Annotated in this window: 16 protein-coding genes and 1 tRNA gene; 13 read left to right on the top strand and 4 right to left on the bottom strand. The window is 69.4% G+C overall.

Translation table 11 applies throughout. The features are described from left to right. Window positions 1-100 precede the first annotated feature (100 nt). Window positions 101-790 carry a crotonase/enoyl-CoA hydratase family protein gene (locus FM069_RS02035; protein WP_143486594.1) on the bottom strand — a complete coding sequence of 230 codons (690 nt, stop codon included), beginning with the start codon at window positions 788-790 and terminating at the stop codon, window positions 101-103. 180 nt (window positions 791-970) lie between these two features. On the opposite strand from FM069_RS02035, the gene FM069_RS02030 reads away from it, so the two are divergent. The 4 genes from FM069_RS02030 to efp all read left to right on the top strand — a co-directional run bounded on the left by FM069_RS02030 (window position 971) and on the right by efp (window position 3,273). After that, a complete protein-coding gene (locus FM069_RS02030; RefSeq protein WP_143486592.1) occupies window positions 971-1,174 on the top strand; it encodes a hypothetical protein in 204 nt (67 codons plus the stop codon). Window positions 1,175-1,266: 92 nt separating this feature from the next. Beyond that, window positions 1,267-1,356, top strand: a tRNA-Ser gene (locus tag FM069_RS02025). A gap of 97 nt (window positions 1,357-1,453) precedes the next feature. Beyond that, a complete protein-coding gene (gene earP / locus FM069_RS02020; protein WP_143486590.1) occupies window positions 1,454-2,602 on the top strand; it encodes an elongation factor P maturation arginine rhamnosyltransferase EarP in 1,149 nt (382 codons plus the stop codon). Between the two features lie 104 nt (window positions 2,603-2,706). Next, a complete protein-coding gene (gene efp, locus FM069_RS02015; protein WP_143486588.1) occupies window positions 2,707-3,273 on the top strand; it encodes an elongation factor P in 567 nt (188 codons plus the stop codon). Window positions 3,274-3,330: 57 nt separating this feature from the next. On the opposite strand, the gene FM069_RS02010 is transcribed toward efp, so the two are convergent. After that, on the bottom strand, window positions 3,331-4,293 hold the full coding sequence (locus FM069_RS02010; protein WP_143486586.1) for a LysR family transcriptional regulator: 963 nt from the start codon (window positions 4,291-4,293) through the stop codon (window positions 3,331-3,333). Between the two features lie 105 nt (window positions 4,294-4,398). Here FM069_RS02010 and FM069_RS02005 point away from each other — a divergent pair, with 105 nt between their 5' ends. After that, window positions 4,399-5,151 (top strand): sulfite exporter TauE/SafE family protein, encoded by a 753-nt coding sequence (locus FM069_RS02005; RefSeq protein ID WP_143486584.1) that lies wholly within the window; start codon window positions 4,399-4,401, stop codon window positions 5,149-5,151. 36 nt (window positions 5,152-5,187) lie between these two features. After that, window positions 5,188-5,436, top strand: a complete 249-nt coding sequence (locus FM069_RS02000) for a hypothetical protein (protein ID WP_143486582.1) — start codon at window positions 5,188-5,190, stop codon at window positions 5,434-5,436. Window positions 5,437-5,447: 11 nt separating this feature from the next. On the opposite strand, the gene FM069_RS01995 is transcribed toward FM069_RS02000, so the two are convergent. After that, on the bottom strand, window positions 5,448-5,771 hold the full coding sequence (locus tag FM069_RS01995) for a hypothetical protein (protein ID WP_143486580.1): 324 nt from the start codon (window positions 5,769-5,771) through the stop codon (window positions 5,448-5,450). A 164-nt stretch (window positions 5,772-5,935) separates the two neighbouring features. Between FM069_RS01995 and FM069_RS01990 the strand changes: the two genes are divergently transcribed. The 4 genes from FM069_RS01990 to FM069_RS21535 all read left to right on the top strand — a co-directional run bounded on the left by FM069_RS01990 (window position 5,936) and on the right by FM069_RS21535 (window position 7,054). Continuing rightward, the gene (locus FM069_RS01990; protein ID WP_143486578.1) at window positions 5,936-6,244 is read left to right on the top strand and encodes a hypothetical protein; all 309 of its coding nucleotides are present in this window, start codon (window positions 5,936-5,938) and stop codon (window positions 6,242-6,244) included. Beyond that, a complete protein-coding gene (locus FM069_RS21540; protein ID WP_178106641.1) occupies window positions 6,241-6,411 on the top strand; it encodes a hypothetical protein in 171 nt (56 codons plus the stop codon). The genes FM069_RS01990 and FM069_RS21540 overlap by 4 nt, the downstream gene beginning before the upstream one ends. Before the next feature lie 109 nt (window positions 6,412-6,520). Next, window positions 6,521-6,823, top strand: coding sequence for a hypothetical protein (locus FM069_RS01985; RefSeq protein ID WP_143486576.1), 303 nt, complete (start codon window positions 6,521-6,523; stop codon window positions 6,821-6,823). Between the two features lie 57 nt (window positions 6,824-6,880). Further along, a complete protein-coding gene (locus FM069_RS21535; protein WP_178106640.1) occupies window positions 6,881-7,054 on the top strand; it encodes a hypothetical protein in 174 nt (57 codons plus the stop codon). Window positions 7,055-7,079: 25 nt separating this feature from the next. Here FM069_RS21535 and FM069_RS01980 read toward each other — a convergent pair whose 3' ends face one another. Continuing rightward, on the bottom strand, window positions 7,080-7,646 hold the full coding sequence (locus tag FM069_RS01980; protein ID WP_143486575.1) for an RNA polymerase factor sigma-70: 567 nt from the start codon (window positions 7,644-7,646) through the stop codon (window positions 7,080-7,082). 306 nt (window positions 7,647-7,952) lie between these two features. Here FM069_RS01980 and FM069_RS01975 point away from each other — a divergent pair, with 306 nt between their 5' ends. The 3 genes from FM069_RS01975 to FM069_RS01965 are packed head-to-tail and all read left to right on the top strand — an operon-like array spanning window position 7,953 to window position 22,005. After that, window positions 7,953-8,171, top strand: a complete 219-nt coding sequence (locus FM069_RS01975) for an MbtH family protein (protein ID WP_143486573.1) — start codon at window positions 7,953-7,955, stop codon at window positions 8,169-8,171. Between the two features lies 1 nt (window position 8,172). Continuing rightward, window positions 8,173-8,931 carry a thioesterase II family protein gene (locus FM069_RS01970; RefSeq protein WP_178106639.1) on the top strand — a complete coding sequence of 253 codons (759 nt, stop codon included), beginning with the start codon at window positions 8,173-8,175 and terminating at the stop codon, window positions 8,929-8,931. A gap of 51 nt (window positions 8,932-8,982) precedes the next feature. Continuing rightward, on the top strand, window positions 8,983-22,005 hold the full coding sequence (locus FM069_RS01965) for a non-ribosomal peptide synthase/polyketide synthase (RefSeq protein WP_143486569.1): 13,023 nt from the start codon (window positions 8,983-8,985) through the stop codon (window positions 22,003-22,005). Window positions 22,006-22,048: the final 43 nt, after the last annotated feature.

Below are 22,048 nucleotides of genomic sequence, written 5' to 3'. Positions count from 1 at the left end.
CCCGTGCCAGGAGCGAAATTTCGTGAGCGGTGGGGGGAAGGCGAATGCACGAGCGGGCAGGGGAGGTGCGGCGGCGTGGAGCGGACGCCGCCACAAAGATTCAGCCGAGGTGGCGCTTGTCCAGCTCGATGGCCTTGTCCAAGGTCTCCAGCAATGCCTGGCGAACCTTCAGCTTGGTGGTGCGGTGGGCGGTCATGTTGATCTTCTTCAATTGCTGCGCGGCGGCCAGGGCGGTGGCCTGCAACTGGCCGACGGCGACCACCTTGTCGAGGAAGCCGGCGTCCACGGCGCTCACCGGGTCGAACATCTCGCCGTTGATCACCGAGCGATGGAAGGCGGAGCGGCGCAGGCGGTCGCGGGCCAGCTCGATGCCCACGTGGTGCATGGTCATGCCGATCTGCACTTCGTTGAGGCCGATGTTGAACGGGCCCTCGACGCCGATGCGGTAGTCCGCCGACAACAGTAGAAAGGCGCCCTTGGCCACCGCGTGGCCCGGGCAGGCGACGATGATCGGAAAGGGGTGAGCGAGCATGCGCCGGGCCAAGGTGGAGCCGGCGGCGACCAGGTCGACGGCGTTCTGCGGGCCGGAGGTCATCACCTTGAGGTCGTAGCCGCCCGAGAGGATGCCCGGCTGGCCAGTGAGGATGACGATGGCCTTGTCCTGTTCCGCGCGGTCCAGGGCGGCGTTCAGGCTGGCGATCACGTCTGGGGAAATGGCGTTCACCTTGCCGTTGTTCAGCGTCAGGGTGGCGATGCCGTCTTCGAGTTGGTAGCTGATCAGGTCGCTCATGGCAGTTCCTTTTAAGGCACGGTTGGCTGCGAAGATGCCGACGTTACGCAGGCCCCGGTACCAGGTAAAGCGCTTTGACTGACCGGCAGGTCAGCCCTATCGACCCGATTGGCCCAGGCAATTGGCCGTGCCGTGCCCGATCCGCGAGGATCGGCCCATTCGTTTCGCCGGAGGCCCGCCATGCCACGCATCCTTTCCTTTCTTTGTCTGCCGCTGGTGCTGCTGGCGCTGGCCGCTTCCCTGACCCTCTCTGCCGACCCTCATACCCACAACCCGGCGGGCCTCGCGTTGCTGCTATTCAGCGGGCTGGTGGCCTCCCTGGGATGCCTGTTGTGTAGCGGCTGTGGCCGTGGCAATGAGCCAGGTCCGGGCGCCTCGGCTTAACTGCATGAAAAAGTTGAAAAAAGAGTTGCCATCGAAAAATCGTTCGACTACATTAGCGCGCCTCGACGGACCAGACTGGTACGGCGAGATCCGGTGAAGTGTCCGAGCGGTTGAAGGAGCACGCCTGGAAAGTGTGTATACGAGAAATCGTATCGTGGGTTCGAATCCCACCTTCACCGCCAGATAGAAAGACGAAGAGCCCGGCCCAGCGCCGGGCTTTTTCGTTTCTGGTCACCGCGCCGCGTAGCGTTATCATCGGCCGGCACAGCCGGAGGGATCATGTCGGTTACCGTATCCGCCCAGTGGGACATCTTCTGCCGGGTCGTCGACAACTATGGCGACGTCGGTGTCACCTGGCGCCTGGCGCGCCAACTGGTCGCCGAGCAGGGGCTGCGGGTCCGCTTGTGGATCGACGAACCGGCCGCCTTCCAGCGCCTGTGCCCCACAGCGGACCCGGCGGCCCCTGCGCAGACGATCCAGGGCGTGGAGGTCCGCCAGTGGCAGCCGGCCTGGACGGCTACCGAGCCCGCCGACGTGGTGATCGAGGCCTTCGCCTGCGAGCTGCCGGCGCCCTACCGCCAGGCCATGGTCCTGCGCGCACGTCCGCCGGTCTGGATCAACCTGGACTACCTGAGCGCCGAGGACTGGGTGGAGGGCTGCCATGGATTGCCGTCCCTGCAGGACAACGGCCTGCGCAAGTTCTTCTTCTTTCCCGGATTCACCGCCGATACCGGCGGCCTGCTGCGGGAGCGCGACCTGGTGGCGCGACGGCGTGCCTTCCAGGCGGATGCGTCCTGTCGGCTCGCGTTCCTCCAGGGCCTCGGCGTGCCAGTCCGCGAGGGTGTCCGGCTGGTCTCGCTGTTCGCCTACGAGAACGCTGACCTGGCCGGTTGGCTCGAGGCCCTGGCCGACGACGACCGAAGACCCACCTGCCTGCTGGTGCCCGAGGGGCGCGTCCTGGCCGATGTCGATGCCTGGCTGGGGTGTCGCTCCCAGGCGGGCGACCACCATCGCCGGGGCGCCCTGGAGGTCTGCGTGCTGCCCTTCCTCGCCCAGGACGACTACGACCGCCTGCTCTGGTGCTGCGACCTCAACGCCGTGCGCGGCGAGGACTCGTTCCTGCGGGCGCAATGGGCCGGGCGGCCGCTGCTCTGGCACATCTATCCCCAGGCGGACGACGCCCACTGGGACAAGCTGGACGCCTTCCTGGCCCGCTATGACGAGGCGCTGCCGGCCGAGCTGGCCGAGGCTTCGCGGGCGTTCTGGTACGGCTGGAACCGGGGGGAGGGCGCCGGGGCGGCCTGGGCCGGCGTCGCCGGGCAACTGGACCGTCTCCGCGATCACGCCGAGGCCTGGTGCGAGCGACTCATCCAGCGTCCGGACCTGGCCACTGCACTGGCGGCGTTCGCGGCCCGGGCTGCGGCCTGAGCGGAGCCCGGCCGGCGGGGCGGAAGGGCCGTAGGGTTACACCTCAAGGCAAATTGGCTATGATGTGCGGCCTGTTTTTTGTCATCAATCCATCGGATATCCGTATGAAAACCGCTCAAGAGTTCCGCGCTGGCCAGGTAGCCATGGTCAATGGCTCGCCCTGGATCATCCAGAAGGCCGAGTTCAACAAATCCGGCCGCAACAGCGCGGTCGTCAAGATGAAGCTGAAGAACCTGCTCAACGGTTCCGCTACCGAGACCGTGTACAAGGCCGACGACAAGCTGGAGCCGGTTATCCTCGAGCGTAAGGAAGTCACCTACTCCTACTTCGCCGATCCGCTGTACGTGTTCATGGACACTGAGTTCAACCAGTACGAGATCGAGAAGGACGACCTGGAGGCGGTGCTGCCGTTCATCGAAGACGGCATGACCGATGTCTGCGAGGCAGTTTTCTTCAACGACAAGGTGATCTCCGTCGAACTGCCGACCACCATCGTTCGCCAGATCGCCTACACCGAGCCGTCCGTGCGTGGCGACACCTCGGGCAAGGTGATGAAGGTTGCCCGCCTGAACAACGGTTCCGAAGTGCAGGTTTCCGCCTTCTGCGAGATCGGCGACTCCATCGAGATCGACACCCGCACCGGCGAGTACAAGTCCCGCGTCAAGGCGTGAGCCGCTCCGCGCGTGACCCCAAAAGGCCCGGCATCCGCCGGGCCTTTTCGTTTCCGCTCATCCCTGGCTGCTGGCCAGGGCCTGCTGCAACGCCAGGTCCCAGGGCGCGACGGGGCCGAAGCGCTGCCGGAGGAACGCCAGCAGCAGTCGGCTGCGGGAGCTGGCTTCGCCCTCCAGGTGCAGGGCGTGGATACCGCTGGGCTCGGTGGGCGGCAAGCCCTCGGCGCAGAACAGCGGCAGCAGCTCGCCGCTGACCAGGTACTCGCTGCACAGCCAGGTGGGCAGGTGGGCGATGCCCAGTCCGCCCAGTACGCCGAACAACAGGGTCTCGGCGTTGTTGGCGAGCATCCGCATGCGTCGCGGGCGCGCCAGCAGCAACCGGCCATCCTCCTCGAATCGCCAGGCGAACGGCGGGGCCAGCGCATCCCAGTCGAGTCCGTCGTGGTCCAGCAGCTCCTCCGGCCGGCGCGGCACGCCGCGTCGCTGCAAATAGGCGGGGCTGGCGCAGGCGATGCGGGTCATGGGCGCCAGGGGCGTAGCGATCAGGCGGCTGTCCGCCAGCGGGCCGATGCGCACCATCACGTCCACCTTGCCCAGGTGATCGCCACGCAGGTCGACGAAGCTGTCGATGAGCCGCAGGTGCACGTCGAGGCCAGGGTACTGGGCCAGGAAGTCCGCTAGGGCAGGGGCCAGGTGCCGTCGCCCGAACGGTGCCGGCGCATCGAGGCGGATCAGCCCTTCCGGCGCGCTGCTCAGGGACACGGCCTCGGCCTGGGCCTGGTGCAGTTCGGCGAGAATGCGGCGGGCCCGCTCGGCGAATGCCAGGCCCGCGGGAGTCGGCCTCACCACGTGGGTGGTGCGGGCGAACAGCTGGCTGCCCAGGGCGCGCTCCAGGGCATCGATGCGCCGGGCCACGGCCGACGGGGTAAAGGCGTGTCGGCGTGCCGCCGCGGAGAAACTGCCAGCCTCCAGCACATCGAGGAACAGCGCCAGTTGCTGGGTAAGTAAATCGGGATTCATGAAAAGTTGCCTGTGCGCGTTCTGCACAGCCATTGTGCCGGCTTATGCGTTTCCCGGTTAGCGGTCGTTGCCTACCATGGCGCCTTCCAACGAAGAGGGCTCGCGATGACGCTGTGGAATGGAGTGCTGGACCTGGGGCTGGGCCTGCTGTTGGGGACCCTGGGAGGCCTGTTCGGAATCGGGGGCGGCCTGGTGGCGATTCCCGCACTGGGCGTGCTGTTCGGCCTGGACCAGCAACTGGCCCAGGGCACCGCCCTGGTGATGGTGGTGCCCAATGTCCTGCTGGCGCTGTGGCGTTATCACCAGCGCAATCGCATAGACCCGCGTAACGCCCTGGTTCTTGCCCTATCCGGCTTCGCCTTCGCCTGGCTGGCGTCCGTCTATGCCGTTCGCCTGGATGCCGAGCGAATGCGCGTGGGCTTCGTGGTGTTCCTGGTGCTCCTGGCCGCCTACAACTTCGCCCGGATGTTCATGGACAAGCGGGCGCCCTCGCCAACGCTGCGCCATCCCTGGCCATGGCTAGCGGCGCTGGGGAGCTTCGCCGGCATCCTCGGTGGGTTGTTCGGAGTGGGCGGCGCGGTGCTGGCCACGCCGGTGCTGACCAGCGTCTTCGGCACCACACAAGTGGTCGCCCAAGGCCTGTCCCTTGCGCTGGCGGCGCCCAGTACCGCAGTGACCCTGACCACCTATGCCCTTCATGGGCACGTGGACTGGACGATGGGCATACCGCTGGCGATGGGCGGGCTGCTCAGCATCAGCTGGGGCGTGCGCCTGGCTCATCGTCTGCCGGAAATCCTGCTACGGTCGTTGTTCTGCGTGTTCCTGGTGATCTGCGCCACCGCCTTGGCGCTGCATTGACGAACCGCCAAACGATGCCCTGCCATGCGAGGTGACATGACCGAGAAAGAACTGCTGGCGCGGATAACGCAACTGGCCCAGCGCGACGATCTGCCGGACTACTCACCCGGTCGGGTGGGCGTGCTGGTATTCGAATCGCTGATCCGCGACTGGGACACCCTCAGCCCGACCAGCCGTAACGAGTTGCAGGTGGCACTGGGCATGCTGGCGCGCGCGTTGTCCGCCGAGGCCCGGGCCGAACGGGTCACCGCGGATATCCTGGAGCGGCTGCGGCCGAAACGTTGACCCCGGCAGGCTCAGAATCGATCGCGCAGGCTGCGGCGCAGCAGCTGCGCCACCATCCAGCCCAGCGCCAGCCCCGCCAGGACGCCGACGGAGTCCGCCAGGAACAGCAGCGGCAGGTCGCCACCCTCCGTGCGGCCTGCCGCCTGGGGCATCAGCCAGGCATGGCCATGGGGGAAGAACGCCAGCGCGGCCAGCACGGGGATCAGCACCAGGTAGTACCAGAAGGGGCTGAGGTCGAAGGGCTTCACCGACTTCACGTAGAGGATGAAACACGACACCAGCGCTGCAGCCAGGCCGCTGCGGATGAGCTGCATGATCAACGGGTGAGCATCCATGTGCTTTTCCTTATTTCGGCTGGGGTCTTTGTCTCAGACCGTCCCCGCGGTACGGGTTCAGCTCATCGAAGCGGTGACCGCCCGTCCGTAACCCGCCATGTGGGCAGAACCTCCGGCAAACCGCTTTCCTCCCATCTACAAAGGTGCGTGAACGGAGGCGGGCGGTGAGCAAAGCGAATCTCGACCTGATGGTAGGCAACCCCTGGTTCCGCTGGGCCCGACGTGCCCAGTGGTTCGGCTTGGCGATGCTGCTGCTGGCGGTGGGCCTGGGCGCCTTTACCGACCTGCGCCAGACGCCACCCGGCATCGCCCTCATTGCCGTGACCGGAATGCTGGGCGTGATGTCGCTGATTCCCGCGCGCTTCATTCTCACGGTGTACCTGATGCGCCGCGAGCAAGACCGAGGCGCACGACAGGCCCCTGCTACCAGCCGGTCGAACCGATTTTCCGAGCCAGAACGAGGTGAACCATGAGCAACGAGAAGGAAAAGGCAGGCGTTTCCAACACCACCGAGGATGCACGCCAGGATCGCGACCTGGGTACCACCCTGAAGCCGCAGCGGGACGAGCAGGGCAAACCGGGCTCGTACCACAACGATCCCAATGGACAGAAAGGCGGTGGGCCGGCGAACGACCGGTAAACGGCCGGCTTCATCCGCTGTCCACTACCGCCTGTCAGGAAAGAAGCACCTTATGCTGGGGGAGCGGCCCAATTTTCCGTAAGCCCCCTCATGACATGGAGATCGACACATGACCCTCAAGCGTATCAGCGCCTTCGCCATTGCCGCGGTGATTTCCTTCCCCGTCTTCGCTGCCGATACTTCGGCCAGCGGCTCGCCCACCAGCCAGCCACCGAAGCACGAAGGCCACGTGAACAACGAAACCACCACCAACAAAGGTGAGACCAAGGGCTCCACCACCGGCGCCAGCACCGATGCTGGCAGTGGTACCGACTCCATGGTGGGCAGCGAGAGCGCAGGCGTGAAGTCCGAGACCGGTGCTGGCACCGGCACCACCGGTGGTACGCCCACCGACGCCCCGCCGAAGAACTGAAGCCCGGAAAGCCCTGCCTCGGCAGGGCTTTTTCCATCCAGCCAGAGGAGTGAAGCGATGAGCCGTGACACCGCCACCCGAACCCTCAACGATCCGGATGCCAGCCCCGCCGATATCGCCGACGAACGCGAGCGCGGGCAGGAAGAACGCCGCAGCGAGAAGCTGACCGGCGGCACCCATGACAACCAGGGGCATGCGCCCCAGATTCCCCATCGGGACGAGCGCGCCTGATTCCAGCCGGCGCGCGTTCGTCGCGTCAGGCGGTCTTGTCCAGCCGCGCGCGTTCGGCTTCCACCGTCTTGCGACAGTGCACCAGCGCATCGCGCACCATGAAGTTCACCAGCGTCGGTGACACGCCCAGTTCCTTGGCGATTTCCTTCTGCGGCACGCCGTGCAGGCGATACATCTCGAATGCGTAGCGCGTTCGCTTAGGCAACTGGCCCAGGGCGCCTTCGAGCATGTCCAGGGTCTCTTGATGGATGTGAGTCGCTTCGGGGGACGCGCTCTCGTTGATCTCCACCTCGAGGCCTTCCGCCTCGCTCCCCGAATACCGCCGCTCCAGCACCTGCTTTCGATAATGGTCGATGGCCAGGTTGCGCACGGTACGGAACATGTAGCTGATCTGTGCCTTGAACGACAGCGAAACCAGCGGGGCGGATTCCAGGCGGAAATACGCGTCCTGGACGATGTCTTCGGCCCGGTAATGGCAGCCCGTGATGCGTGCAGCGGTCTTCACCAGAACCGAACGATGTTCGAGGAACGCCTGCAACGACGGGGCGTGTAACCCGTTGGCCAGACAATCAACGGATCCTTGTTTCTGCATGGGAATTTACCTGTACGGCGAAGGTTGGTACGCAAGGTGAACGTCTGGGATCCCTGAGACGCCGGACAAAATAGGGCGACTGATGATTATTGTCAAATGAGAATCATTATCGAGCGTGCTTGATCAGTCGTTGCTTTTCTGGCAGCGGTCGAGGCCTTTCGCTCACCTGCGTCCCCTCTGGGAACGCGCCAATCCCGAGGATGTGAAACCCTTTTTTCCCACGCTAATTATTCGCAAAACCCATCCGTTCTTCTCAGTGGGAGGTCGGGCAGGGGCCCGTGCCCCCGCAGCAATCGAGGGGAGAACATGGTTTTCGATCGTGACGACGTGGTGTTCCAGGTAGTGGTCAACCACGAAGAGCAGTACTCCATTTGGCCGGAGTACAAGGAGATTCCCAATGGTTGGCGCGCGGTCGGCAAGCGCGGGCTGAAGCCCGAGTGCCTGGCCTATATCGAAGAGGTGTGGACCGACATGCGACCGCTGAGCCTGCGGCAGAAGATGGACCAGGACCAAGCGATCGCCTGAGATGGCCGACATGCCTGGGCTTCGCCTGTTTTGCCTGCCCTATTCGGGGGCCAGCGCCATGGTCTACGCCCGCTGGCGTCGCCGTCTGCCCACCTGGCTGGAGGTCCGCCCGGTCGAATTGCCGGGCCGTGGCGTGCGCGCCGCCGAGCCCTTCGCCGAGGACGCCGTGGCGCTCGCCGGCCGCCTCGCCATGGAATTGCTGCCCCAGCTGGACGCGCCCTACGCGCTGTTTGGCCACAGCCTTGGCAGCCTGCTGGCGTTCGAGGTTGCCCACGCCCTGCGCCAGCACGGCGCACCCGCGCCCCGGGCGCTGTTCGTCTCCGGCGGCGCCGCGCCGGCCCGGCGGGATTTCCAGGACTACGCCAGGCCCAAGAGCGACGATGAGCTGGTGGAGCGCCTGCGGGCGCTGAAGGGCACCCCGGAAGAGGTGTTCGCCCACCGCGAGCTGCTGGAAATGGCGCTGCCGATCCTGCGTGCGGACTTCCTGCTCTGTGGCCGCTACCGCCACCAGATCCGCGCACCCCTGGACCTGCCCATCCACGTGCTGGGGGGCCACGAGGACGACGTCGAGCCTGAGGATCTGCAGGCCTGGGGCGAGGAAACCCGCGGTCCCTGTTCCGTCGACCTGTTCGACGGCCACCACTTTTTCATCCATGAGCGCGAGCCCGAGGTCCTGGCCCTCCTCGAACGCCACGGGCACGCCTATGCGCGGCCGGCCAGCCCCCACGGGGCGGCGCGGGCGCCGCTGCCGAGTCACTGACTCCCTCCCTCACCACCCACCGACACGCAGCCGATCCAGGCAGGTAAAGACATGAAGGACGTATTCGATCTCCCGGGCGCGCCGCGCCTCGATACCCTGGCCGACGCCCTGCGCCTGCGCGTGGCCGAGGCCCCGGATCGGCTGGCGCTGCGGTTCCTGTCTGACGACGGCGACGGTGAGTGCCTGACCTACCGGCAGCTGGACGAGCGGGTGCGTGGCATCGCGGCGGCCCTGGCGGTCCGCGCCGCACCCGGTGACCGGGCGGTGCTGCTGTTCCATAGCGGAGTGGACTACGTTGCGGCGTTCTTCGCCTGCCTCTACACGGGGGTGATCGCGGTGCCGGCCTATCCGCCGGAGTCCGCCCGCCGCCATCACCAGGAGCGGCTGCTGTCGATCCTGGCGGACGCCGAGCCGACTCTGATCCTCACGTCGTCGGCCCTGGGCCAGGGCCTCGCTGCCTTCACCGATACCCACCCGGGCCTACAGTGGCTGGCGGTGGATGAGGTTGGACCAGCCCCGCAGGATTATCACTCCCCGGCGCTGAGTGGCGAGCACATCGCCTTCCTGCAATACACTTCCGGCTCCACCGCCACCCCCAAGGGCGTGCAGGTGAGCCATGGCAACCTGGTGGCCAACGAGCGGCTGATCCGCCACGGCTTCGGCATCACCGAGACCGACGTGATCGTCAGCTGGCTGCCGCTCTACCACGACATGGGCCTGATCGGCGGGTTGCTGCAGGGCGTGTACAGCGGCATCCCGGTGGTGCTGATGGCTCCAGCGTACTTCCTCGAACGGCCGCTGCGCTGGCTGGACGCCATCGGCCGCTTCGGCGGCACCGTCAGCGGCGGTCCGGACTTCGCCTACCGCCTGTGCGCCGAGCGCATCAGCGACAGCGCCCTGGCGCGGCTGGACCTGAGCGGTTGGCGGGTGGCGTTCTCCGGGTCGGAGCCGATCCGCCAGGACAGCCTGAACGACTTCGCCGCACGCTTCGCCGCTTGCGGCTTCGAGGCCTCGGCCTATTTCGCCTGCTACGGCCTGGCGGAGGCCACGCTGTTCGTCAGCGGCGGCCGCCGCGGCGAGGGCATCCCGAGCCTGCATCTGGACGCCCGGGCCCTGGGCGAGCACCGCGCCGAGGCCGGCGAGAACCTGGCCCTGGCCAGCTGCGGCTTCGCCCAGCCGGAACATGCGGTGATGCTGGTGGACCCGCTGAGCGGCGACAGCCTGCCCGATGATCGGGTCGGGGAAGTCTGGGCCGCCGGCCCCAGCATCGCCCACGGTTACTGGCGCAACCCCGAAGCCAGCGCCGCCACGTTCGTCCAGCGGGACGGGCGCACCTGGTTGCGTACCGGCGACCTGGGCTTCCGCCGTGACGCCCAGCTGTACGTCACCGGGCGGCTGAAGGACATGCTCATCGTCCGCGGGCAGAACCTCTATCCCCAAGACATCGAGCAGACCGTCGAAGGGCAGGTGGAAGGCGTGCGCAAGGGGCGGGTAGCCGCGTTCGCCGTGACCGTGGAGGGACAGGAAGGCATCGGCATCGCCGCCGAGGTGGGGCGCCGGGTGCAGAAGCTGGTGCCGGCCAAGACCCTGGTCGGGCTGATCCGCCAGGCGGTGGCGGAAGTCCACGGGGAAACCCCCCACGTGGTGGCGCTGCTCAACCCCGGCGCATTGCCGAAGACCTCCAGCGGCAAGTTGCAGCGTTCTGCCTGCCGCCAGGGCCTGGACGAGGGCAGCCTCGACCTGTATGCCCTGCACCGTGACGAACGGGCCGGGGCGGCCGCGCCCGCGGAGCACGAAAACGCCGGCCACGGCCTGCGGGACGTGCTGGCCGGAATCTGGCGCGAACACCTGGGCGTGGCGAACGTCGCGGACGACGATCATTTCTTCGCCGAGGGCGGCAATTCGATCCGCGCCGTGCAGGTGGTGGCCCGGGTCAACGAAGCCTTCGGCCTGGCGCTGACACCGCGCGAACTGTTCGAGGCGCCCACCTTCGCCGGGTTCCTCGCCCTGGTGGCGCAGCAGCGGGGGCAGGGTGCCGTCGCCCACGCGATGCCACGCCAGTCCCGCGCGACGCCGCTGCCCCAGTCCGCAGCCCAGCAACGGCTGTGGTTCCTCTGGCAACTGGACCCCGCCAGCGCCGCCTACACCATCCCTGGCGCCCTGCATTTGCGCGGGCGCCTGGATGAAAGCGCCCTGCGCCGGGCGTTCGAAACCCTGGTGGCGCGCCACGAGTCCCTGCGCACCACCTTCTTCGACGGGGAGGGCAGCGCCTGGCAGCGCATCCACCCGAACATGCCCCTGGACTTCGCCCGCCTGGACCTGGAGCACCTGCCGGTCGACGCCCGTGACGCCGAGGCCCGTCGCCTGCGTGAAGAGGAGGCGCTGCGGCCCTTCGACCTGACCCAGGGCCCCTTGCTGCGCCTGCGCCTGGTCGGCCTGGACGAACAGGAACACCTGCTGCTGGTGACCCTGCACCACATCATCGCCGACGGCTGGTCCCTGAACCTGCTGATGGACGAGTTCTCCCGCCTGTACACAGCCTTCACCCAGGGCCAGGCGCCGAGCCTCGCCGATCTGCCGGTGCACTACGCCGACTATGCGGCGTGGCAGCGCGAGACCCTGGCGGCCGGCGAGGGCGAGCGGCAGCTGGCCTACTGGCGCGACACCCTGGGCGATGAGCATCCCGCCCTGGCGCTGCCCCTGGACCGGCCCCGGGGGGCCGCCGTCGACGGCCGTGCCGAGCGCCTGGCGCTGCGCCTGGAGCCGGCGTTCTGCCAGGCCCTGGCCGCCATGGCCCGGGACCATGACGCCAGCCCGTTCATGGTGCTGCTGGCCGCCTGGCAGAGCCTGCTGCAGCGCTACAGCGGCCAGGAGGATATCCGCCTCGGGGTGCCGGCCGCCAACCGCGGCCGCGCCGAGACCCAAGGCGTGGTGGGCTTCTTCATCAATACCCTGGTGCTGCGCGGCCGCCTCGACCCGGACATGACGTTCGCCCAGGTGCTCGCCGCGGCCCGCACCGCCACCCTGGGCGCCCAGGCCAACCAGGACCTGCCGTACGACCACCTGGTGGAGGCCCTGGGCGCCCAGGGCGGCCAGTCGCCGGGGCTGTTCCAGGTCCTGTTCAACCACCAGCAACGCGACCGCCGCGCCTTGCAGCGCCTGCCCGGCCTGCTGGCCGACGAGTTGCCCTGGCACAGCCGCGACGCCAAGTTCGAGCTGCAGTTGCAGACCGAGGAAGACGAGAACGGCCGCATCGCCCTGGCGTTCGATTACGCCACCGCGCTGTTCGACGCCGCTACCGTGCAGCGTCTCGCCGCCCACTTCCAGGCGCTGCTGCGCCAGGCCGTGGCGCAACCGGACACCCCCATTGGCGCCTTCCAACTGGCGGACGACGCCGAGCGCGCGCAGCTCGACACCTGGGGACGTGGCCCGGATGGCGGCACGCGGCCGCTGCTGGCCGATGCTCTGGCCGAGACGGCCCGCCGCCATCCCCGGCGGGTCGCCCTGACCTGGGACGGCGGCGAGCTGACCTTCGAGGCGCTACACCGCCGCGCGGACGACCTGGCCCGTGCCCTGGCCGAGCGTGGCATCGGCCCGGAGCAGCGGGTGGGCATCGCCCTGGAGCGCTCGCCCGAGCTGATCGTCGGCCTGCTGGCGGTGCTCAAGCGCGGCGCCGCCTACGTGCCGCTGGACGTGGATTACCCGGCCGAACGCCTGGCCTACATGATGCAGGACAGCGGCCTGGCGCTGCTGCTGACCCAGAGCCACCTGACCGCGCTGCCCGTGCCGGCGGGGCTGGCGGTCCTGGCGCTCGACCGTTTCGAGCCTCAACCCGGCCACGGTGCTGCGCCGCAGGCGGTGGTCCACGGCGAGCAACTGGCTTACGTCATCTACACCTCTGGCTCCACCGGCCAGCCCAAGGGCGTCGGCAACACCCAGCGGGCCATGAGCGAGCGCCTGCACTGGATGCTGGAGACCTATGGCTTCGACGAGCGGGACGTGTTCCTGCAGAAGGCGCCCATCAGCTTCGACGTGTCGGTCTGGGAATGCTTCCTGCCGCTGCTGGCGGGCAGCCGCCTGGTGCTGGCCGCGCCGGGCGAGCACCGCGACCCGCGTCGCCTGGTGGAGCGGGTGGCGGCCCACGGGGTCAGCGTGCTGCACTTCGTGCCGTCGCTGCTGCGGCTGTTCGTCGACGAACCGGACGTCGACCGCTGCGAGCGCCTGCGCCTGCTGTTCTCCGGCGGCGAGGCGCTGTCCGGCGAGCTGCGCGACCGCATCCTGGCGCGCCTGCCGGCGGTGGCGCTGCACAACCGCTATGGCCCCACGGAAACCGCCATCAACGTTACCCACTGGCCGTGCGTGGCGGAGGACCGCCCGCTGGTACCCATCGGCCGTCCCCTGGGCAACGTGCGCTGCCTGGTGCTGGACGCCGGATTACAGCCGTCCCCGGTGGGCGTGGCCGGCGAGCTGTGCATCGGCGGCAGTGGTCTGGCTCGCGGTTATCTGGGGCGTCCGGGGCTGACCGCCAGCCGCTTCGTGCCGAGCCCCGACGGCAACGGCGAGCGCCTGTACCGTACCGGCGACAAGGCCCGCTGGCGCGCCGATGGCGTGCTGGAATACCTGGGCCGCATCGACCAGCAGGTGAAGCTGCGCGGTTTCCGCATCGAGCTGGAGGAGATCGAGTCCGCCCTGCTGGCCCAGGCCGGTGTCCGCCAGGCGGCCGTGGCGATCCGCCAGGGGGCCGCCGGCGATCAACTGGTGGGCTACGTGGTGGCCGAGGGCGACGAAGCCCAGCTTAACGAGCACCTGCGCCAGGCGCTGCAACGCAGCCTGCCCGACTACATGGTGCCGGCCCTGGTCATGGGCCTGGAGACCCTGCCGCTGAGCCCCAGTGGCAAGCTGGACCGCCAGGCCCTGCCAGCGCCCCAGTGGACGGCCCGCAGCCACCGTCCGCCGCGTGACGAACTGGAGTGCCGGGTCGCCGCCATCTGGAGCGAAGTGCTCGGCATCCAGCAGCCCGGCCTCGACGACGACTTCTTCGAGCTGGGCGGCCACTCGCTGCTGGCCACCGGCATCGTGTCCCGGGTGCGCCAGGCCTGCGACGTGGACCTGCCCCTGCGCAGCCTGTTCGAGGCCAGCCGCCTGGAGGCGTTCGTCCAGGAGGTCCGCCAGGCCCGCGATGCCGGCGCCCGCAACCGCCTGGGGCCGATCCCGCGCATCGACCGCGACCGGCCGGTGCCGCTGTCCTATTCCCAGCAGCGCATGTGGTTCCTGTGGCAACTGGAGCCCGACAGCCCGGCCTACAACGTCGGCGGCGTGGCGCGCATGAGCGGCCCGCTGGACGTGGAGCGCTTCGACGCCGCGCTGCAGGCGCTGATCCGCCGCCACGAAACCCTGCGCACCACCTTCCCCAGCGTCGACGGCGTGCCCTGCCAGCAGGTCGCCGCCGAGCAGCGGCTGCCCCTTCGACGCATCGACCATTCCGCCCTGGACGCCGCGGCGTTCCAGGCGGAGCTGCAGCGCTTCGCCGATCAGGAGGCCCACGCGCCGTTCGACCTGGAGCGCGGCCCGCTGCTGCGGGTGTGCCTGCTGCGGGCGTCCGCGCAGGATCACTACCTGGTGGTGACCCTGCACCACATCGTCACCGAAGGCTGGGCCATGGACATCTTCGCCCGGGAGCTGGCGGCCCTCTACGAGGCCGAGCTGGAAGGGCGTCCCTCGCCCCTGGCGGAGCTGCCGGTGCAATACCTGGATTACAGCGTCTGGCAGCGGGAATGGCTGGAAGCCGGCGAGCTGCAACGCCAGCTGGCCTACTGGACCGAGCAACTGGGGGGCGAGCAGCCGCTGCTGGAGCTGCCGTTCGACCGCCCGCGTCCGCCGGTGCAGAGCCACCGCGGCGACCTCTACCGGTTCAGCCTGGACGACGACCTGGCGCGGCGCCTGAAGGCGTTCAACGCCGAGCACGGCCTGACCCTGTTCATGACCATGACCGCCGCCCTCGGCCTGCTGCTGTACCGCTACGGTGGCCAGGAAGACCTGCGTATCGGCACCCCGGTGGCCAACCGCATCCGCCCCGAGAGCGAAGGGCTGATCGGCGCGTTCCTCAATACCCAGGTGCTGCGCCTGCGCCCCCAGGGGCGGATGACGGTGAGCGAGTGGCTGGAGCAGGTGCGGCGGACCGCCATCGAAGGCCAGTCCCACCAGGACCTGCCGTTCGACCACCTGGTGGAAGCTCTGCAGCCCCAGCGCAGCGCCGCCTACAACCCGCTGTTCCAGGTGATGTGCAACGTGCAGCGCTGGGAGTTCCAGCAGACCCGCGAGATCGCCGGCGGGCTGCGCCTGGAGTACTTGGTCAACGATGCCCGGGCCACCAAGTTCGACCTGAACCTGGAGGTGACCGACTTCGATGCCCACCTGCATGGCTGCCTGACCTACAGCAGCGACCTGTTCGACGCCGGCACCATCGAGCGCATGGCGCGTCATTGGCAGACCCTGCTGAAGGCGATGATCGACGCACCGCAGCAGCGTCTCGGCGAGCTGCCCCTGCAGGACGCCATGGAACGCCGGGCCGGCCTGGACTGGAGCGGCGCGGCCCAGGCCCAGTCGGCGCTGCCCGACACCGTGCACGGCCTGTTCGAGCAGCAGGTGGCGGCCACTCCGGACGCTCCGGCGCTGACCTTCGCCGGTAAGACCCTCAGCTACCGCCAGCTGAACGCCCGGGCCAACCGCCTGGCGCGCTACCTGCGGGAACGGGGCGTCGGTGCCGAAGTGCGGGTGGGCCTCGCCCTGGAGCGCTCGGCGGAGCTGGTGATCGGCCTGCTGGCGATCCTCAAGGCCGGCGGCGCCTACGTGCCCCTCGACCCGGAATACCCGGCCGAGCGCCTGCGCTACATGCTGGAGGACAGCGGCATCGGCCTGCTGCTGGGCCATGCCGCGCTGTTCGAGGCGCTGGGCGAGCTGCCCGCGGGCGTGCAGGGCTGGTGCCAGGAGCGGGACGGCGCAGCCCTGGACGCCCTGGCCGATGATGACCTGGGGGTGGCGGTCGACCCCCGCCAGCTGGCCTACCTGATCTACACCTCCGGTTCCACCGGCCAGCCCAAGGGCGTGGCGGTGGCCCACGGTGCCATCGCCATGCACTGCCAGGCGGTGATCGAGCGCTTCGGCATGCGTCCGGACGACTGCGAGCTGCACTTCTATTCCATCAACTTCGACGCTGCCAGCGAGCGCCTGCTGACCCCGCTGCTGTGCGGCGCCCGGGTGGTGCTGCGGGCCCAGGGCCAGTGGGGCGCCGAGGAGATCTGCGGGCTGATCGGCCAGGAGCGGGTGACCATCGTCGGCTTCACCCCCAGCTACGGCGGGCAGTTGGCCCAGTGGCTCGGCCAGCGTGGCGAGACCCTGCCGGTGCGGGTGTGCATCACCGGCGGCGAGGCACTGACCCCCGAGCACGTGCGGGTGATCCGCGCCGCCTTCGTCCCCCAGGTCTTCTTCAATGCCTACGGCCCCACCGAGACCGTGGTGATGCCCCTGGCCAGCCGGGTCGCGGACACGCTGCCGGCCGAGGCCAGCGGGGTACCCATCGGCCGCGGGATCGGGGCGCGCAGCCTGTACATCCTCGACGCCGACCTCAACCCGGTGGTGCCGGGCGCGGTGGGCGAACTGTACGTCGGCGGCGCCGGCCTCGCCCGGGGCTACCACGCGCGGCCCGGCCTGAGCGCCGAGCGCTTCGTCGCCGACCCCTTCGATCCCCGGGGCGGCGGCCGCCTGTATCGCACCGGCGACCGCGTGCGCCAGGGCCGCGACGGCCAGGTGGAATACGTGGGACGCGCCGACCAGCAGGTGAAGATCCGCGGATTCCGCATCGAACTGGGCGAGATCGAGGCGCGCTTGCAGGGCCTGCCCGACGTACAGGACGCCGTGGTACTGGCGCTGGACGGCCACCTGGTGGGCTACGTGGTGCCGGGCACGCCCGAGCCGCTGCGGGACGAGGACGCCCAGGTGGCCTGGCGCGACGCCCTGAAGGCCGGCCTACAGGTGCAGTTACCGGACTACATGGTGCCGGCGCACCTGCTGTTGCTGGAGCGCCTGCCCCTGACCGCCAACGGTAAGCTGGACCGCAAGGCGCTGCCGGCGGTAGACGTCACCCAGGGGCGGCAGGCCTTCGTCGCCCCGCGCAGCGAGTCGGAGCGGCTGCTGGCCGAGATCTGGCGCGAGGTGCTGAACGTCGACCAAGTGGGCTTGCACGACAACTTCTTCGAACTGGGCGGCGATTCCATCCTGTCCATCCAGGTGGTCAGCCGGGCCCGCCAGGCCGGCCTGCACTTCACCCCCAAGGAGCTATTCCGCTTCCAGACCGTGCAGACCCTGGCGGCGGCCGCCCAGGTGAGCGCGCGGGCCGATATCGACCAGGGCCCGGTGCAGGGCGAGGCGCCGCTGACGCCGATCCAGCAGTGGTTCTTCCAGCAGGCCGGCGAGACGCCGTCCCACTGGAACCAGACCCTGGTGCTGGAGCCGACCATGGCCCTGGAGCCACAGCACCTGGCGCGGGCACTGCATTTGCTCTGTGAGCACCACGACGCCCTGCGCCTGGGCTTCGTTCGCGATGCCGCGGGCACCTGGCGCGCCGACCACCGGCCCGTCGCCGAGGCGCACGACCTGCTCTGGACCCGCCAGGTGGCGGACGAGGCGGAGCGCCTGGCGCTGTTCGAACAGGCCCAGCGCAGCCTCGACCTCGGCCAGGGGCCGCTGCTGCGGGCGGTGCTGGCGGAGGGTCCGGGGGACACCCGGCGCCTGTTGCTGGCGATCCACCACTTGGTGGTGGACGGGGTGTCCTGGCGGGTGCTGCTGGAGGACCTGCAGACGGTTTATCGCCAATTGGCTGCCGGCGAGCCGCCGCGGCTGCCGGCGAAGACCAGCGCCTTCCGCGACTGGGGCCGCTGCCTGCAGGCCTACGCCAGCAGCGAATCCCTGCGTGAGGAACTGGACGGCTGGCGCAGCCGCCTGGACGGTGCGCCGGCCAGCCTGCCGCGGGACATGCCCGAGGGCGGCAATCGGCGGAGCCAGGCCCGCAGCGTCAGCGTGCGGCTGGATGCGGCGCGCACCCGCGACCTGCTGCAACGGGCACCGGCAGCCTACCGCACCCAGGTCAACGACCTGCTGCTCGCCGCCCTGGCCCGCACCCTGTGCCGCTGGACCGGCAGCGATTCGGCGCTGGTGCAGCTGGAGGGCCACGGCCGCGAGGCGTTGTTCGACAGCATCGACCTGACCCGCAGCGTCGGCTGGTTCACCAGTGCCTACCCGCTGCGCCTGACCCCCGCGGCCACCCCGGGCGAATCCCTCAAGGCCATCAAGGAGCAACTGCGCGCGGTGCCCCACAAAGGCCTGGGCTACGGCGTGCTGCGCTACCTGGCGGACGCCGAGCGATGTGCCGTCTTGCAAGCGCTACCCCAGGCGCGGATCACCTTCAACTACCTGGGCCAGTTCGACCAGAGCTTCGCCGAGGACGCGCTGTTCCGGCCCCTGGAGGAACCCGCCGGCACCGCCCACGACGAGCAGTCCGAACTGCCCAACTGGCTGGGGGTGGACAGCCAGGTCTTCGCCGGCGAGCTGCAGCTGCGCTGGACCTTCAGCGAGGCGCTGTATCACGCGTCCACGGTGGAGGCCCTGGCCAAGGATTACCTGGACGAACTGCAGGCGCTGATCGCCCATTGCCTGGAACCCGAGGCGGGCGGCGTCACGCCGTCCGACTTCCCCCTGGCGAAGCTGGACCAGGCGCAGCTGGACGCGCTGCCGGTGCCGTTCGCCGAGATCGACGATGTCTACCCGCTGACGCCGATGCAGGAAGGGCTGCTGCTGCACACCCTGCTGGAGCCGGGCTCCGGCGTGTACTTCATGCAGGACCGCTACACCCTGGACAGCGACGTGGACACGCAACGCTTCGCCCTGGCCTGGGAGGCCGTGGTGGCGCGTCACGAAGCGCTGCGGGCGTCGTTCCGCTGGGACGCCGGCGACGGCATGCAGCAGATCATCCACCGGCCGGGCCGGGTGGACATGGCCTTCCTCGACTGGAGCGGCGAGCCGGACGCGAATCACGAGGCGCGCCTGGCGCAGCTGCTGGTGGAGGAGCGCGAGGCGGGCTTCGATCTGCTGCGCGAGCCGCCGTTCCGCCTGCGCCTGATCCGCCTGGGGGCGGCGCGCCACTGGTTCGTCATGAGCAACCACCACATCCTCATCGACGCCTGGTGCCGCTCGCTGCTGATGGGCGATTTCCTCGAGGTCTACCAGGCCCTGGGCCGTGGCGAGCAGCCGAGCCTCGCGCCGGCGCCGCGCTACCGCGACTACATCGCCTGGCTGCAGCGGCAGAACCGCGGCGACGCCCTGGCGTTCTGGCGCGAGACCCTGAGTGGTTTCGAACGGCCCACCTATATCCCCAGCGACCGGCCGATCCTCCACGACAACGGCGCCATGCGGGTCGCCGACCTGCACGAGCGCCTGGACGTGGCCGATGGTCGCCGCCTGCGGGAACTGGCCCAGCGGCACCAGCTCACCGCCAACACCTTCGCCCAGGCGGCCTGGTCCCTGGTGCTGCGCCGCTACAGCGGCGAGCGCGACGTGCTGTTCGGCGTGACTGTGGCCGGGCGCCCGGTGGGCATGCCGGAGATGCAGCGCACCGTCGGCCTGTTCATCAACAGCATCCCGCTGCGGGTGCCGATGCCCGCCGCCGGCGAACGGCGCCGGGTCGGCGACTGGCTGCGGGACTTGCTGGAGCGCAACCTGGCCCTGCGCGAGCACGAATACCTGCCCCTGGTGGACATCCAGGCCTGCAGCGAACTGCCCAAGGGCCAGCCGCTGTTCGACAGCCTGTTCGTCTACGAGAACGCGCCGGTGGAAGTGTCGGTGCTGGACCGCGCCCAGAGCCTCAACGCGCGCTCCGAGTCGGGCCGCACCCACACCAACTTCCCGCTGACCGTGGTCTGCTACCCGGGCGACGCCCTGGGCCTGCACCTGTCCTACGACCAGCGGTTCTTCGACGAACCGACCATGGCGCGCCTGTTGGGGGACTTCAAGCGCCTGCTGCTGGCGCTGGTGGATGGCTTCCACGGCGACTTCGCCGACCTGCCGCTGCTGGGGGATACGGAGCGCGACTTCCTGCTGGACACCTGCAACCGCACCCAGCGCGACTACCCGTTGGGCCGCAGCTACGCACAGCTGTTCGAGGGCCGGGTCGCCGCCCACCCCGAGCGCATCGCCGCCGCCTGCCTGGAACGCTGCTGGAGCTACGCCGAACTGAACCAGCGGGCCAACCGCCTGGCCCACGGGCTGCTGGCCGCCGGGGTTCGCCCGGACCAGCCGGTGGCGCTGCTGGCGGAGCGCGACCTGCCGCTGCTGGGGATGATCGTCGGCAGCTTCAAGTCCGGCGCCGGCTACCTGCCCTTGGACCCGGCGCACCCGTCGTCGCGGCTGACCCGCATCCTCGCCCTCAGCCGCACCCCGCTGCTGGTCTGCACCCGCGCCAGCCAGGCCCAGGCCGAGGGGCTGCTGGACGAGCTGGGCGACGCACCGCGACCGCACCTGCTGGTCTGGGAAACCCTGCAGGCCGCCGCCGGCCCGGCGGACAACCCGCGCATCGTCACCGGCCCGGACCACCTGGCCTACGTGATCTACACCTCCGGCTCCACCGGCCTGCCCAAGGGCGTGATGGTGGAACAGGCGGGGATGCTCAACAACCAGCTGAGCAAGCTGCCGTACCTGGGGTTGAACGAGCGCGACGTGATCGCCCAGACCGCGTCCCAGAGCTTCGATATCTCCGTCTGGCAGTTCCTCACCGCCGCCCTCTGCGGCGCCCGGGTGGACATCGTGCCCAACACGGTCGCCCATGACCCGGCGGCGCTGCTGCGGCACGTGGCCGAGCGCGGCATCACCGTGCTGGAGAGCGTGCCGTCGCTGATCCAGGGCCTGCTGGCCGAGGAGCACGCCGCGCTGCCGTCGCTGCGCTGGATGCTGCCCACCGGCGAGGCGATGCCGCCCGAACTGGCGCGGGCCTGGCTGCAACGCCACCCGCGGGTCGGCCTGGTGAACGCCTACGGGCCGGCGGAGTGCTCCGACGACGTGGCGCTGTTCCGGGTCGACGAGGCTTCCACCGGCGGCACCTACCTGCCCATCGGCACGCCCACCGACAACAACCGCCTGTACCTGCTGGACGAAGACCTGCAGCCGGTGCCGGTGGGCGCGGTGGGGGAACTCTGCGTGGCCGGCACCGGTGTCGGGCGTGGCTACGTGGGCGATCCGGGGCGCACCGCGGCGACCTTCCTGCCGCACCCGTTCGGCGCCACCGGCGAGCGCCTGTATCGCACCGGCGACCTGGCCCGGCGCCGGCCGGACGGGGTGCTGGAATACGTCGGGCGCATCGACCACCAAGTGAAGATCCGCGGCTTCCGCATCGAACTGGGGGAAATCGAGGCGCGCCTGCACCAGCACGCGGAGGTGCGCGACGCCGCGGTGGCGGTCCAGGAGGGGCCCAACGGTAAACAGCTGGTGGGCTACGTGGTGCCGGCCGACCCGGCGCTGCTGCTCCTGGACGGCGACCAGGCGGCGCGTAGCCTGGTGGAGCAGGGCGCCCTGCGCGAACGGCTCAAGCAGGACCTGCGCGCCGACCTGCCGGACTACATGGTGCCGCTGCACTGGATGCTGCTGGAGCGCCTGCCGCTGAACGCCAACGGCAAGCTGGACCGGCGCGGCTTGCCGGCCCTGGAGATCGGCCAGGCCCAGGGCGCCCACACGCCGCCGCGCAACGACCTGGAGCGCAGCCTGGCGCAGATCTGGAGCGAGGTGCTGAAGGTCGAGCGGGTCGGTGTCCACGACAACTTCTTCGAGTTGGGCGGGCATTCCCTGCTGGCCACGCAGATCGCCTCGCGGGTGCAGAAGGTCCTGCAACGCAACGTGCCGCTGCGGGCGATGTTCGAGTCCGCCACGGTGGCGGAGCTGGCGGCCTACATCGACGCCCTGGACGCCTCGGCCATCACCGAGCAGAAGGCCGAGCGCCTCAACGACCTGATGAGCCGCCTGGAAGCGCTCTGAGGGCCGTGCCTCGCCCGGTGTCCCCGCGACGCCGGGCGGGCGC

The sequence above is a fragment of the Pseudomonas mangiferae genome (assembly GCF_007109405.1).
Classification (GTDB): Bacteria; Pseudomonadota; Gammaproteobacteria; order Pseudomonadales; family Pseudomonadaceae; genus Pseudomonas_T; species Pseudomonas_T mangiferae.
The sequence above is the reverse complement of the archived record's forward strand: the minus strand, read 5'-3'. Positions and strand labels throughout refer to the sequence as shown.